Origin of the sequence: Duganella sp. SG902 (assembly GCF_013376005.1) — a bacterium.
GTDB lineage: Bacteria > Pseudomonadota > Gammaproteobacteria > Burkholderiales > Burkholderiaceae_D > Rugamonas.
Map to the genome: position 1 here is coordinate 502,083 of NZ_JABMJK010000001.1, position 12,628 is coordinate 514,710.

General features: G+C 65.1%; 13 protein-coding genes. 8 read left to right on the forward strand and 5 right to left on the reverse strand.

Going from position 1 to position 12,628, the window contains the following annotated elements; translation table 11 throughout:
• Window positions 1-7 precede the first annotated feature (7 nt).
• The gene (locus tag FHW83_RS02220) at window positions 8-556 is read left to right on the forward strand and encodes an RNA 2'-phosphotransferase (RefSeq protein WP_176644710.1); all 549 of its coding nucleotides are present in this window, start codon (window positions 8-10) and stop codon (window positions 554-556) included.
• A 265-nt stretch (window positions 557-821) separates the two neighbouring features.
• Here FHW83_RS02220 and FHW83_RS02225 read toward each other — a convergent pair whose 3' ends face one another.
• Together FHW83_RS02225 and FHW83_RS02230 are read right to left on the reverse strand one after the other, a co-directional pair.
• Entirely contained in the window at window positions 822-1,535 is a 714-nt protein-coding gene (locus tag FHW83_RS02225) for an SDR family oxidoreductase (RefSeq protein WP_176644711.1), read from the reverse strand.
• A 15-nt stretch (window positions 1,536-1,550) separates the two neighbouring features.
• A complete protein-coding gene (locus tag FHW83_RS02230) occupies window positions 1,551-2,546 on the reverse strand; it encodes a polysaccharide deacetylase family protein (RefSeq protein ID WP_176644967.1) in 996 nt (331 codons plus the stop codon).
• A 117-nt stretch (window positions 2,547-2,663) separates the two neighbouring features.
• On the opposite strand from FHW83_RS02230, the gene FHW83_RS02235 reads away from it, so the two are divergent.
• The 5 genes from FHW83_RS02235 (at window position 2,664) to FHW83_RS02255 (ending at window position 8,076) form a co-directional block, all read left to right on the forward strand.
• Window positions 2,664-3,563 carry a LysR family transcriptional regulator gene (locus FHW83_RS02235; protein ID WP_176644712.1) on the forward strand — a complete coding sequence of 300 codons (900 nt, stop codon included), beginning with the start codon at window positions 2,664-2,666 and terminating at the stop codon, window positions 3,561-3,563.
• Between the two features lie 43 nt (window positions 3,564-3,606).
• Window positions 3,607-3,960 carry an ArsC family reductase gene (locus tag FHW83_RS02240; protein WP_176644713.1) on the forward strand — a complete coding sequence of 118 codons (354 nt, stop codon included), beginning with the start codon at window positions 3,607-3,609 and terminating at the stop codon, window positions 3,958-3,960.
• Between the two features lies 1 nt (window position 3,961).
• Window positions 3,962-5,095, forward strand: a complete 1,134-nt coding sequence (gene dapE / locus FHW83_RS02245) for a succinyl-diaminopimelate desuccinylase (protein ID WP_176644714.1) — start codon at window positions 3,962-3,964, stop codon at window positions 5,093-5,095.
• Between the two features lie 6 nt (window positions 5,096-5,101).
• Window positions 5,102-5,989 (forward strand): 50S ribosomal protein L3 N(5)-glutamine methyltransferase, encoded by an 888-nt coding sequence (gene prmB / locus FHW83_RS02250; RefSeq protein ID WP_176644715.1) that lies wholly within the window; start codon window positions 5,102-5,104, stop codon window positions 5,987-5,989.
• A gap of 80 nt (window positions 5,990-6,069) precedes the next feature.
• The gene (locus FHW83_RS02255) at window positions 6,070-8,076 is read left to right on the forward strand and encodes an ATP-binding cassette domain-containing protein (protein ID WP_176644716.1); all 2,007 of its coding nucleotides are present in this window, start codon (window positions 6,070-6,072) and stop codon (window positions 8,074-8,076) included.
• Here the strand turns inward: FHW83_RS02255 and FHW83_RS02260 are convergent.
• Entirely contained in the window at window positions 8,073-8,549 is a 477-nt protein-coding gene (locus FHW83_RS02260) for a chemotaxis protein CheW (RefSeq protein ID WP_176644717.1), read from the reverse strand. The two genes, FHW83_RS02255 and FHW83_RS02260, sit on opposite strands and share 4 nt — an antisense overlap.
• 115 nt (window positions 8,550-8,664) lie before the next feature.
• Between FHW83_RS02260 and arfB the strand changes: the two genes are divergently transcribed.
• A complete protein-coding gene (gene arfB, locus FHW83_RS02265; protein ID WP_176644718.1) occupies window positions 8,665-9,060 on the forward strand; it encodes an alternative ribosome rescue aminoacyl-tRNA hydrolase ArfB in 396 nt (131 codons plus the stop codon).
• Here the strand turns inward: arfB and FHW83_RS02270 are convergent.
• Complete coding sequence (locus FHW83_RS02270; protein ID WP_176644719.1) at window positions 9,050-9,766, reverse strand: sulfite exporter TauE/SafE family protein; 717 nt, start codon at window positions 9,764-9,766, stop codon at window positions 9,050-9,052. The genes arfB and FHW83_RS02270 overlap by 11 nt on opposite strands.
• Before the next feature lie 83 nt (window positions 9,767-9,849).
• Between FHW83_RS02270 and FHW83_RS02275 the strand changes: the two genes are divergently transcribed.
• Window positions 9,850-10,740 carry a LysR family transcriptional regulator gene (locus FHW83_RS02275; protein WP_176644720.1) on the forward strand — a complete coding sequence of 297 codons (891 nt, stop codon included), beginning with the start codon at window positions 9,850-9,852 and terminating at the stop codon, window positions 10,738-10,740.
• A 10-nt stretch (window positions 10,741-10,750) separates the two neighbouring features.
• Here FHW83_RS02275 and FHW83_RS02280 read toward each other — a convergent pair whose 3' ends face one another.
• Complete coding sequence (locus FHW83_RS02280) at window positions 10,751-12,619, reverse strand: flagellar assembly protein A (RefSeq protein WP_373997155.1); 1,869 nt, start codon at window positions 12,617-12,619, stop codon at window positions 10,751-10,753.
• Window positions 12,620-12,628: the final 9 nt, after the last annotated feature.

Genomic DNA, 12,628 nt, shown 5'->3' on the forward strand with positions numbered 1-12,628 from the left:
TGTTTCGATGAGTAAGAGCAGATTGGAAAGCACCAGCAAATTCTTGTCGCTCATTTTGCGGCATGCGCCAGAAACAATCGGTATTCAGCTCGATGCAAACGGCTGGGCCGACGTGGCCGAACTGCTCGAGAAAGCCGCCCAGCATGGCAAGCCGATCACACGCGAGCTATTAAACGAAGTCGTTGCGACGAGCGACAAAAAGCGATTCGCCTTCAGCGCCGACGAACAATCAATCCGCGCCAATCAAGGCCACTCTGTCGCAGCGGTCGATCTCGAACTGAGGCCAACACCACCACCTCCAGTCTTGTATCACGGTACTGCAAGTAGGTTTGTGGATTCAATCAAAGCGACAGGACTGCGATCACAATCGCGCAATCACGTGCACCTATCGTCACAGATGGAGACCGCCGTCAGTGTCGGCAAACGACATGGATCGCCGGTGGTGCTGACGATTCAGGCCCAAGCCATGCACGCCCAAGGGCATCCGTTTTACCTGTCCGAAAACGGTGTCTGGCTGACCGCCGACGTCCCGGCTGCATTTATCGGCTTTCCCTGACTTGCGGCAGTTCCATCATTACGATCTGCGGCGGCGGGCGAATACGCCCAGCAGCGCCAGCCCGCCGCCCAGCATGCGGAAATGGTCACCGTGGTGACGCGCGTTCCTCCCGGATAGGAGCCAAGGTCGAAATAGGTCAGCACCACGGCTTGCCCATTTAGCGGCTTGAGATCGATGCGCGCCGCCGAATGCGCGTCATCCAGGTCGGCCCAGGCCACGCCGTGCAGATTGTTGTATGAGTTGTCCCACCAGACAGCCGCGCCAACTACGCGATCGCACCGCCGCCGTCCACCAGCACGGTGGAGCCGGTAGCGTATGGCGTGGTGACCAGATAGACGATGGCGTTGGCCACGTCCTCCGGCTGTCCCATGCGCCTGGCCGGCAGCCGCGCGGCGACGGTTTCGAACTTGGCCGCGCGCGCCTCGTCGCTGATACCGGACCACATTGGTGTGGCGATCATCCCCGGCGACACCGTATTCACGCGCACCGGCGACAGCTCCAACGCCAGCCCGCGTGCCAGCGACTCCAGCGCCGCGTTGATCGCGCCTTGCAGCACCGAGGTCTTGCTGGGTCGGACGCCGAGGAAGCCAGACACCAGCGTCAATGACCCGCCTTCAGCGATCCGGGCCGCGCGCGCCACCCGGTAAGCGCCCCAAAACTTGCTGTTCATAGCCGCATACGCATCCACCAGCGGCAGCTGGCGCACCGGCCCGGACGCCGTTTGCGCCGCCGACACCACCACATGATCGAATTCTCCCTGTGCGGCGAAGAATGCCTCCAGCCCGGCGTCATTGGCGGTATCGAGAACGGCCGTGCGCACCGCGCCGCCGCTGCGCGCCGCCGCCGCTTGCAACTTGAGCGGATCACGCGAGGCGATGGTCACCTCGGCACCAAATCCCGCCAGCTCGCGGGCCGCAGCCTCGCCGATGCCGGAACTGCCGCCCACCACCAGTACTTTTTTGCCTTCGAGTTTGTTCATGATCTTCTCCGTATATCAAATGGTTTCGGTTTCGCGCAACGTGTCGGCGCTGCCTGATGCAAAGCGTGCTATCTCGTCCTTGCGCATGAAGGCCACGTCCGGGTGCGATTTGGCATAGCGCAGGAATTCGTCCAGTACCCGCACCATCTGCGGCGAGCCGCTAATCCGGTCATGCGTGCTGACCGACATCATGCGGCGGCGCGTCGCGCCTTCCTCGTACAGCTGATCGAACTCCAGCTTGATCTGCTCAAGGAACTGTCTCGGCGAGTAGTTGCGGCCTTCCACCAGCAGGATGTCGTTGTTACGCAGCGTGTACGGCACCACCACGAAATCCTTGCCGTTGACTTGCTCGATGAACGGCTCGTCGCGGCTCAGGTCATCGATGTGATAGGTGTAGCCCAGTTCCTGCAGCAGTGGCAGCGTGTTGGGGCCGCGACGCAGCCAATTCGCGTTGTAGCCTGTCGGGCGTTGGCCCGTCACCTCTTCCACCATGCGGGTGCCATCGATCAGGAACTGGCGCTCCTCGGCGCGGCCCATCGCATATTGTGAACTCCAGCGAGGGCCGTGCGCGGCCGCCTCGTGGCCACGGCGTACGATCTCGCGCGCCAGTTGCGGGTTGCGGCGCGCGGCCTCGCCGATCATGTGTGAGGTCACCTTGACGCCATGCTTGTCCCATAGGTCCAGCAAGCGCGGTATGCCTTCGCGGTAGCCGTAGGCGAACCAGGTGTTGGCGGTCAGGTCGGCCGGCACGCTGGCGGGGAAATCCACTTTCGGAAACGGGCTGTCGGTTCCCTTGAGTGGCTGGCCGCCGGCTTCAAACTGCATCGAGATCGAGATCACCAGGCGCGCGCCGCCAGGCCAGAAGGCGCTCGCGCCGGCGCTGGCCGTCGGCGCGGCTTGCGCGTCCGCCGTCACGCCCGTATTGGCCAGCAGTCCGGCGGCGGCCAGTATGCCGGCTTGGCCCAGGAAGTGGCGGCGCGCGCTGCGCGGTGTTTCGTCGGATGGCTTCATCATCTCTCCTTCAGCAATAATTGGTTGGTCGATGTCGTTATAATAGAAGCGGGAATCGCACCGAAATAGCCTCTTTCGTGTGATACATACTTTCCATTTCGCGAAGAATCCACCACCATGATCGATGACCTGCCCGCCCTCACCGCCTTCGCACGCATCGTCAGCGCGGGCAGCATGTCGGCCGCCGCGCGCGAACTGGATCTGCCGCTGTCGGTGGTCAGCAAGCGCATGACGCAACTGGAGAAGAGCCTCGGCGTCAGACTGCTGCAGCGGACCACGCGCCGCCAGGCGCTGACCGAGGAAGGCGCCCTGCTGCACGCGCGCGTTCTGCGCATCCTCGACGAAATCGAGCAGGCGGAAAACCTGTTGTCGCACAGCCGGCGCGAAGTGAGCGGCCTGCTGCGCGTGACCGCGCCCGGGGAATTCGGCCGCCAGCACATCGTGCCCATCGTGGCGGATTTCCAGCGCCAGCACCCGCAGTTGGCGATACAGCTGGACCTGAGCGACACCGTCCTGAATCTGCTGGAAAGCGGCCACGATCTGGCCATCCGTTTCGGCAGCCTGGAAGATTCCACCCTGGTCGCGCGACGGCTGGCGCCCAACTACCGGATCGCCTGCGCCGCGCCGGCCTATCTGGCGCAGCACGGCACGCCCAGCCACCCGGCCGAGCTGACGCGGCACCGCTGCATCCTGATAGGCGAGCAGCGGCGGGCCGAATGGCGCTTCCATGGCGAGGAGCAGGTGGCGGTGCGCGTAACCGGCGCGCTGGTCACCAACGATGGCCAGGCGGCGCACGCACTGGCGCTGCAGGCGGCCGGCATCGTGGTCAAGTCGATCTGGGACGTGGGCGACGACATCCTCGCCGGCCGGCTGCAGCGTGTGCTGCCCGCCCATTCCATGCCGACCGCGCCGCTGCACGCGATTTTCCCGCACAGTCAGAACCTCGCGCCACGCGTACGCGCTTTCATCGACTATCTACAGGCAAGGCTGCAGCAGGCGTGGCGCTGGGATGTCTGACGGTGGCGTGATATCCTATAGGGTTACCAGACCTTCTATTATCATGACGACTACTCTTTACGGCATCCCCAACTGCGACACGGTCAAGAAAGCGCGCACCTGGCTGGCCGACCAGCAGCAGGATTTTGTCTTCCACGACTTCAAAAAGCAGGGCCTGACGCGTGAAATCGTGGCCGGCTGGCTCAAACACCTGTCGCGCGACGTGCTGGTGAACCGCAAGGGCACCACCTGGCGCGCGCTGTCCGACGAGCGCAAGGCGTCCATCGTCGACGACGAGGCGGCCATCGCGCTGATGCTGGAAAACCCATCCGTGATCAAGCGCCCGGTGCTGGACAAGAACGGCACTTTCTCGGTCGGCTTCTCCGACGCGCAGTACCAACAAATCTTCAATAGCTGACATGACTCCTTCCAAGACCCTGGCGCTGACCGAAAAGCTGATCTCCCTGTCCTCCGTGACCCCGGACGACAAAGGCTGCCAGCAGCACCTGATCGACCTGCTGACCCCTCTGGGCTTCAACTGCGAAACCATCGAATCGAACGGCGTGACCAATCTGTGGGCGCGCCGTGGCAGCACCTCGCCGGTGATGGTATTCGCCGGCCACACCGACGTGGTGCCCACCGGCCCGGTCGAACAATGGCGTTCGCAGCCCTTCACCCCGACCCACCGCGACGGCAAGCTGTATGGCCGTGGCGCGGCTGACATGAAGACCTCCATCGCCGCCTTCGTGGTGGCCTGCGAGGAGTTCATCGCCAAGCACGCCGACCATAAGGGCTCGATCGCCTTCCTCATCACCAGCGACGAGGAAGGCCCGGCCACCGACGGCACGGTCATCGTCTGCAATATGCTGAAGGAGCGCGGCGAAACGCTGGACTATTGCATCGTCGGCGAGCCGACCTCCGATGAAACGCTGGGCGACATGATCAAGAATGGCCGTCGGGGCTCGCTGTCCGGCAAGCTGACCATCAAGGGCGTGCAGGGCCACATCGCCTATCCGCAACTAGCCAAGAACCCGATCCACCTGGGCGCGCCGGCCCTGGCCGAACTGGCGGCGGAAGTCTGGGACCACGGCAACGAGTACTACCTGCCCACCTCGTGGCAGATGTCGAACATCCACGCCGGCACCGGCGCCAACAACGTCATCCCGGGCGAGATGGTCATCGACTTCAACTTCCGCTTCTCCACCGCCAGCACGCACGAGGACCTGAAGCGCCGCGTGCACGCCATCCTGGACAAGCACAATCTGCACTACGACCTGAAATGGGCGCTGAGCGGCCTGCCGTTCCTGACCCCACGCGGCGCCTTGAGCGACGCGCTGTCGGCCGCCATCAAGTCGGAGACCGGCGTCAACACCGAACTGTCGACCACCGGCGGCACCTCGGACGGCCGCTTTATCGCGCAGATCTGCCCCCAGGTGATAGAATTCGGCCCCCCGAACGCCAGCATCCACAAGATCGATGAGCATATCGAACTGCGTTTCGTCGATCCGCTGAAGAATATCTATCGCCGCACGCTGGAAAACCTGCTTACCTGAACCGCCATGACCACGACTCCCTTCACCACGCCGCGCGACCTGCTGCGCTACGCCGTCACCCGCTTCAACACCGCCCAGCTGTTCTTCGGCCACGGCAGCTCGGAAGCGTTTGACGAAGCGGCCTACCTGATCCTGCACACGCTCAAGCTGCCGCTGGACCGCCTCGATCCTTTCCTCGACGCGAAGCTGCTGCCGGAGGAAGTGGCGGCGGTGATGACGGTGCTGGACCGCCGCGTCAACGAGCGCGTGCCGGCGGCCTACATCACCAACGAGGCGTGGCTGGGCACCTACAAGTTCTACGTGGACGAGCGCACCATCGTGCCGCGCTCCTTCATCGCCGAACTGATTCCCGACTACTTCGCGCCGTGGGTCAACGAGCCTGAGAATGTGTCCAACATCCTGGAACTGTGCACCGGCTCCGGCTGCCTCGCCATCATGATGGCGGACGCCTTCCCGGACGCGCACGTGGACGCCGTGGACATCTCGGCCGACGCGCTGGAGGTGGCCAAGCGCAACGTCGCCACCTACGAGCTGGAAGACCGTTTGACGCTGATCCAGTCCGACCTGTACGCCAACGTCCCGGCCAGGAAGTATGACCTGATCATCACCAATCCGCCGTATGTGAACTCGTCCTCCATGAGCAAGCTGCCGATGGAATACCGCGCCGAGCCGGAACTGGCGCTGGACGGCGGCAAGGACGGCATGGACATCGTGCGCCGCATCGTGGCCGGCGCCGCCGAGCGCCTGACCGACGACGGCCTGCTGATCGTCGAAATCGGCAATGAAAAAGAATTCGCCGAAGCTGCTTTCGGCGAACTGGGACTCACCTGGCTCACCACCAGCAACGGCGACGACATGGTCTTCCTGCTGACGGCGGACCAACTGAAACTGTAACCCGTCGCTCCCGCGCAGGCGGGAGCCCATACTCAGCATGGGTCCCCGCCTGCGCGGGGACGACGCTGCCCGAGAATACAATGATCCGTTTTACCCAAGTAAGCCTGATGCGCGGCGTGAAGCCGCTGCTGGAACAAGTCGATGTCACCCTCAATCCCGGCGACAAGATTGGCCTGATCGGCGCCAACGGCGCTGGCAAATCCAGCCTGTTCGCGATGATGCGCGGCGAGCTGCACCCGGACCAGGGCAACATCGACTTTCCGGCCAAGTGGCGCGTCGCTTACGTGGCGCAGGAAACCCCGCCGCTGGAACGCGCGGCCCTCGATTACGCCATCGACGGCGACGTCAACCTGCGCAAGCTGCAGGCCGAACTGGAACGCCTGGAATCCGAACCGGAATCCACCGAGAACGGCATCGCCATCGGTGAGGTCTACAGCGCGCTGGCCGATGCCGACGCCTACACCGTACAGTCGCGCGGCGAACAACTGCTGCTGGGCCTCGGCTTCTCGCTGGACCAGATGCAGCAGCCGGTGGCCAGCTTCTCCGGCGGCTGGCGCATGCGCCTGAACCTGGCGCAGGCGCTGATGTGCCCTTCCGACCTGCTGCTGCTTGACGAACCGACCAACCACCTGGACCTGGACGCCATCATCTGGCTGGAGGACTGGCTGAAACGCTACACCGGCACGCTGCTCATCATCTCCCACGACCGCGACTTCCTCGACGAAATCGTCAACGTCATCGTGCATATCGATGAGCGCAAGCTGAAACGCTACTCGGGCAACTACTCGGCCTTCGAGCGTCAACGCGCGGCGCAGATGGCGCTGGCCGCCGGCGCGCTGGAAAAGCAGCAGCGCAAGCGCGCCCACCTTGAATCCTTCATCGAGCGCTTCAAGGCCAAGGCCTCGAAAGCGCGCCAGGCACAAAGCCGCATGAAGGCGCTGGCCAAGATGGAGGAACTGGCGCCGCTGCGCGCCGCCGCCGAATTCTCCTTCGAGTTCCGCGAGCCGCTGAACGCGCCCAACCCGCTGCTGGTGATGGAAGACGTCGACGCCGGCTACCGCAGCGAAAACGAGAAGACTGGCGAGATCTCTGAAAAAACCATCGTCCGCGGGATCAACTTCTCGCTGCAGATCGGCCAGCGTATCGGCCTGCTGGGCGTGAACGGCGCCGGCAAATCGACGCTGATCAAAACCATCGCCGGCGAGCTGGCGCCGCTGACCGGCGAATCGACCACCGGCAAGGGCCTGAACATCGGCTACTTCGCCCAGCACCAGGTGGAGATGCTGCGCCACGACGAATCGCCGCTGTGGCACCTGATGAAAATCGCGCCGACCACGCGCGAGCAGGAACTGCGCAACTTCCTCGGCGGCTTCAACTTCCCGGGCACCATGGTGACCGAGAAGATCGCGCCGTTCTCCGGCGGCGAAAAGGCGCGCCTGGCGCTGGCGCTGATCGTGTGGCAGCGCCCCAACCTGCTGCTGCTGGACGAACCGACCAACCACCTGGACCTGGAAACCCGCGAGGCGCTGACCGAGGCGCTGGCGCAGTTCGAAGGCACGCTGGTGGTGGTATCGCACGATCGCCACCTGCTGCGCGCCACCACCGACCAGTTCATCATCGTCGCCGACGGCAAGCTGCAGCCGTTCGACGGCGACCTGGATGACTACAAGGACTGGCTGTTCCAGACCAAGCTGGGTAAAGGCACCGACGTGCTGCCGGCGGCCGGCAAGGACAACAAGACCGCCTTCCCGGTGCAATCGCCGGTGGCGCCGCCGAAAGCCGAAGCGGCCGCGCCGGCGGTCAACAGCAAGGAGCAAAAGCGCAAGGAGGCGGAGGATCGCCAGCGCCTGTCCGCGCTGCGCAAACCGATCGAGCAAAAGATCAAGCGCCTGGACGAGCAGATCGCCAAGCGCACGGCGCAGAAGGCTGACGTGGATGCCCAGCTGGGCGAGGAGTCGATCTACGACGCGGCCAACAAGGCCAAGTTGAAGCAACTGCTGGCCGACCAGGCGTTCTTCACCAAGGACCTGGGCGAGCTGGAAGGCGAATGGCTGGAGCTGCAGGAGCAGCTGGAAGCCATCGGCTAGGCGGCCTGGCGGGCGCCGAACTGCACTTTGCGGATCGACATCAGCTTATCGATGTCGACCACGATCAGGCGGCGCCCCTCCGTTTCCACCAGCCCCACCAGGTAATCGACGCCGCCGGCGCCGGCGATCGGCGCGATCTGTTCCGGCTTCAGCGCGATGATGTCCGTCACGCCATCCACCACCATCCCCATCACGCAGCTGGACAGCTTGAGGATGATCACGTCCGTCAGCGGATCGTGCTGTGGCGGCCGCGGGCCGAACGCGATACGCATGTCGACGATCGGCATGATCACCCCGCGCGACACCACCACGCCACTGACGATCTCTCCATCCGACGAAAAGCGCTCCAGCGCCTGCAAGGGCCGCAGCTCCTGCACCTTGTTGAAGTCCAAAGCGTAATCAAGCCCGCCCAGCCGAAATACCAGGTACTGGCGCGCCTCGGCGGCGGTGGCCTGCGTTATCGAAGAAGACATGATGATCCTTTCGTTCGGAGAACAGCAAGTGCCATCCTAACCGCGCCCTCCTTCCCCGGCGTTGACTAGCGTCAACGTTCCCGGACGGCTGGCGCGTGTTTGCTACAATCGCCATATGAACATCATCGATCCGAACGAAGTGGAATTCAGCGCCATCCGCGCGCAGGGCCCGGGTGGGCAGAACGTGAACAAGGTATCGAACGCCGTGCACGTGCGCTTCGACATTGCCGCTTCATCGCTGCCCGACCACATCAAGGAGCGCCTGCTGGCGTTGCGCGACAGCCGCATCACGCGCGAGGGCGTGATCGTGATGAAAGCGCAGCAGTCGCGCAGCCTGGGCGCCAACAAACAGGATGCCTTGCGCCGGCTGCAGGAAATGGTGGACAGCGTGGCCGTGCTGCCCGCCGTTCGGCGCGCCACCAAGCCGACACTGAGCTCGCAGCGCCGCCGCCTGGAAGGCAAGACGCGCGACAGCGAACGCAAACAGCTGCGCGGCAAGGTTATTTTATAAACAGCTGGTGCGCGCCCAGCGCCACCAGCGCGATGAAGAAGCAGCGGCGGAACATGGCCGGCCGCATGCGGTCGCGCAGCCACTGCCCGATCACCATGCCGATACCGGACGGGATCAGCGCCAGCAGCGAGCCACCGGCCGCCGTCACCTGCCATTCGCCACGCGCCGCCAGCATGGCGGCCAGCGCCAGCGTACCGACCGTGAACGCCATTCCCAGCGCCTGCACCATGTCGTCCTTGTCGAGGTTGAGCGCCTGCAGATAAGGCGCCACCGGCATCACCAGCACACCGGTCACGCCGGCCAGCATGCCGGTGGCGGCACCGGCCACCGGACCGGCCCAGCGCTCGGCCGCAGGCGCGAGGTGCAAGCGCCAGCCGGTCAACCCCAGCAGGCCGTAGCCCAACAGCGCCAGTCCCAGCGCCTCGCCGCTCCACGCGGCGGCGCCCAGCAGGCCGGCGCCGGCCACGCCCACGCATACCGCCAGCATCACCCACCGGAAGCGTAGCCATAGCGGATACAGCGCCGGCCCCGCCACCAGCTGCCAGACATTCGTCACAGACGAAGGCACAATCAGCAGCGCGGCCGCCTCCAGCGGCGCCATGCGCAGCGACAGCAGCGCGATCGCGACCGTCTGCAGGCCCATGCCGGTAACGCCCTTGATCATGCCGGCCAGTATGAAAACCAGGGTGACAAATAAAGTATCCATGGGCGCTATTCTGCGCTCGCCGCCGGCGCCTGAAAATCTGGAATATACTGAGCCTGACTTCGGATTATCCATAGGCACAGACCATGCGCTTCGACCCGACCGACCTGCAGCTGTTCATCCACGTGGCGGAGGGCGGCAGCATCACGGCCGGCGCGCGGCTGTCGCACCTGGCGCTGCCTTCCGCCAGCGCGCGCATACGCGGCATGGAAGAGGCGCTGAACGTCCCCTTGCTGGAGCGCGGCCGGCGCGGCGCCGATCCCACCGAGGCCGGCCGCACGCTGTTGCAGCACGCCCGCACCATCCTGCGCCAGGTCGACACGATGCACGCCGACCTGGCGCAATTTGCCACCGGCCTCAAAGGCCAGGTGCGCCTGCTGTGCAATACCTCGGCCATCACCGAGTTCCTGCCGGATGCGCTGGCGGGCTTCCTCAAGACGCATCCGCAACTGGGCATCAACCTTGAAGAGCGTTTGAGCCGCGAAATCGCCCCGGCGGTGGCGGACGGCGCTGCCGATATCGGCATCATCTCGGACGCGGTGGACCATGAAGCCTTGCAGACCTTTCCCTTCCGCGACGATCCGCTGGTGCTGGTGATGGCGCGCGCCCATCCGCTGGCGCACGCGCTCGGCCCCAGACGCCGCATGGCGTTTGCCGAAGCGCTGGAGCACGACTTCATCGGCCTGGCCGGCGACAGCGCCTTCCAGCAAAACGCCAACGAACAGGCCGCGCGGCTGGGGCGGCGCGTGCACTGCAAGATCAGGCTACTGAGTTTTGACGCCATCTGCAGGATGGCGGCCAGCGGCGCCGGAGTCGCCCTGCTGCCCGAAGCCGCCGCTCGCCGCAGCGGCGGCGAACTGCGCGTGGTGAAACTGACGGATGAATGGGCAGACCGCAAGCTGCTGATCTGCGTGCGCGACGAGGCGGCCCTCCCCGGCTACGCGCGCGAACTGGTGGCCGCGCTGCGCCGCACCTAGCGCCGGGCGACTAATCCTCGACGTACGGCGCCCAGTTGATCGGCCCAACGTGGCCGCTGTACAGCACCGTCATGCCCGGCGCGGCGGTGCGCACCTTGGCCTTGACCTCCTTGGCCGGCCGGTCGTGGGGTGGCGGCTCGCCCGGCACAAAACTCATGGTCCTCAGCAGCACGTCGCCGGTCAGCAGCTCCACCACGCAGCGCGAGCCGCGCTGCATGGCCTTCTTCTGACGGATCACCTGGTTGACCTCTTCCTGCGCCTGCTCCTGCTGCACCTGCGCCGCCTTCATCGCCAGCGAAATCTTGGCCACCTGCCGCAGCGACGGCCCCACCGCCTCCGCCATCTTGTGGAACAGCGGTTCCTGCTCCGGCGTCAGCGTCACCTCGCGCTTGCGCACGCGGGTGGCCAGCGTCAGGTAATTGCGCACCTCCGTCTGGCTGGTGATCGCGTCCATCTCCGCCTTGCGCACATCGGCTTCGCGCGCGGCGTGCTGCACCCTGGGCTGCAGTTCGGCGATCTTCTTGTCGAACTTCGAGGTATCCGGCACCAGCGCGTACAACAGCATCTCATTCTGCTTGCGCGGACCGGCGTGGACGATCTCGATCTTGCGGGCGGCGATGGCGCAGCCCTCGGCCACCTTGATCACCACCTCCTCCGCCATGATCTCGCAGTTGCTGGCCTCCCCGATCACCACGCGGGTGCCGGAGATGATGCAGCTTTCCGCCCGCGCCAGCGCGACCTCGCCGCGCCTGGCCTGCAGCACCGCGCCGGAGGCCACGCCCCGCACGCGGATCGCGCCGTCGGCATTGGTGGCGGTGCCGCCCATCAGGTTCTTGCTCAACACGATGTCGCCGCCGCGCGACACGATATTCCCGAACACGTCGCCGTGGATGGTGATGTTCCCGCCCTCCACCACGCGCTGCTCCTGCACGTCGCCAAATTCCTCGTACTCGCCGGTCAGCTGCAGGTTGCCAGTGGTGCGCGCGCTGACGCCCTCGCGGCTGATGATCTTGGGGCCGATCGACAGGCGCTTGCTGCCCGGGTCGACGCTGAGGAAGCCCTCCACGGCGGACACCAGGAACTCGCCGCCGCGCAGGTTCTCGATCACGGTGCCCTCGCCGGCCACGCTGGTCAGCTCAATATCCTTGGGAACCGGCGGCTCCAGCACCAAGCCGGATAATTCATAGCCGCGCACACCGGGCGTGCGCGGCACCTTGCGCAGCAGCTTGACGTTCGGCTTCACCTGCGGGAAGCGGTTCTGGAAAGTCTGCAGGTCCAGCCGGCCATCGCCCATCTCCCGGGGCGCGTTGCTGCGATGGATATCCTGCGACACTTCAACGATGGAAGCGTCCTTACCCGGCATCGCGTTCAGGCGCCGCGCCACGATGATGCGCGCCAGCCGCCCGGTGGCGATCACGTCGCGCACCGCCGGTGCATCGATGCCGAAGCGGATGCCCTTGACCCACATGTCGGACACGAATTCGTCGAAGTTCAGGCGCGCCGGTTGCGGCGGCAGGTCCGGCACCTCGAAAAACACCGGCTCGAAGTAGTACTCGGCCTCGCCGTTGATGATCTTGACCGTCTTGTACAGGGCGCGCCGCGCCGCGTGGAAGGGCTCTATGCTGTCGGCGAAGCGCAGCAGCGGCCGGTCGCGCAGGCTTTCGGGCAGGTCGGGACCGACGTTGTACAGCACCTTGCTGAAGACCGCGTAATCGAGGCCGGCGAAGTAGGCGCTGCTGAGGAAGACCTGGCTGACCGCCGACAGGCAAGCCACGGCGGAGGCCTCGGCCGAAAAGTAAATGCCGTCCTCCCGCTTGACGATCGCTGCAGGCAGATCGCCTTCCGCAGTTTGTTCCAGCGCCGTCGCGTCGTCTGACACAGTGCAATC

Coding starts and splice junctions, on each gene's coding strand:
- FHW83_RS02220 (WP_176644710.1), top strand. CDS start 8: ATGAGTAAGAGCAGATTGGAAAGCACCAGCAAATTCTTGTCGCTCATT.
- FHW83_RS02225 (WP_176644711.1), bottom strand. CDS start 1,535: ATGAACAAACTCGAAGGCAAAAAAGTACTGGTGGTGGGCGGCAGTTCC.
- FHW83_RS02230 (WP_176644967.1), bottom strand. CDS start 2,546: ATGAAGCCATCCGACGAAACACCGCGCAGCGCGCGCCGCCACTTCCTG.
- FHW83_RS02235 (WP_176644712.1), top strand. CDS start 2,664: ATGATCGATGACCTGCCCGCCCTCACCGCCTTCGCACGCATCGTCAGC.
- FHW83_RS02240 (WP_176644713.1), top strand. CDS start 3,607: ATGACGACTACTCTTTACGGCATCCCCAACTGCGACACGGTCAAGAAA.
- dapE (WP_176644714.1), top strand. CDS start 3,962: ATGACTCCTTCCAAGACCCTGGCGCTGACCGAAAAGCTGATCTCCCTG.
- prmB (WP_176644715.1), top strand. CDS start 5,102: ATGACCACGACTCCCTTCACCACGCCGCGCGACCTGCTGCGCTACGCC.
- FHW83_RS02255 (WP_176644716.1), top strand. CDS start 6,070: ATGATCCGTTTTACCCAAGTAAGCCTGATGCGCGGCGTGAAGCCGCTG.
- FHW83_RS02260 (WP_176644717.1), bottom strand. CDS start 8,549: ATGTCTTCTTCGATAACGCAGGCCACCGCCGCCGAGGCGCGCCAGTAC.
- arfB (WP_176644718.1), top strand. CDS start 8,665: ATGAACATCATCGATCCGAACGAAGTGGAATTCAGCGCCATCCGCGCG.
- FHW83_RS02270 (WP_176644719.1), bottom strand. CDS start 9,766: ATGGATACTTTATTTGTCACCCTGGTTTTCATACTGGCCGGCATGATC.
- FHW83_RS02275 (WP_176644720.1), top strand. CDS start 9,850: ATGCGCTTCGACCCGACCGACCTGCAGCTGTTCATCCACGTGGCGGAG.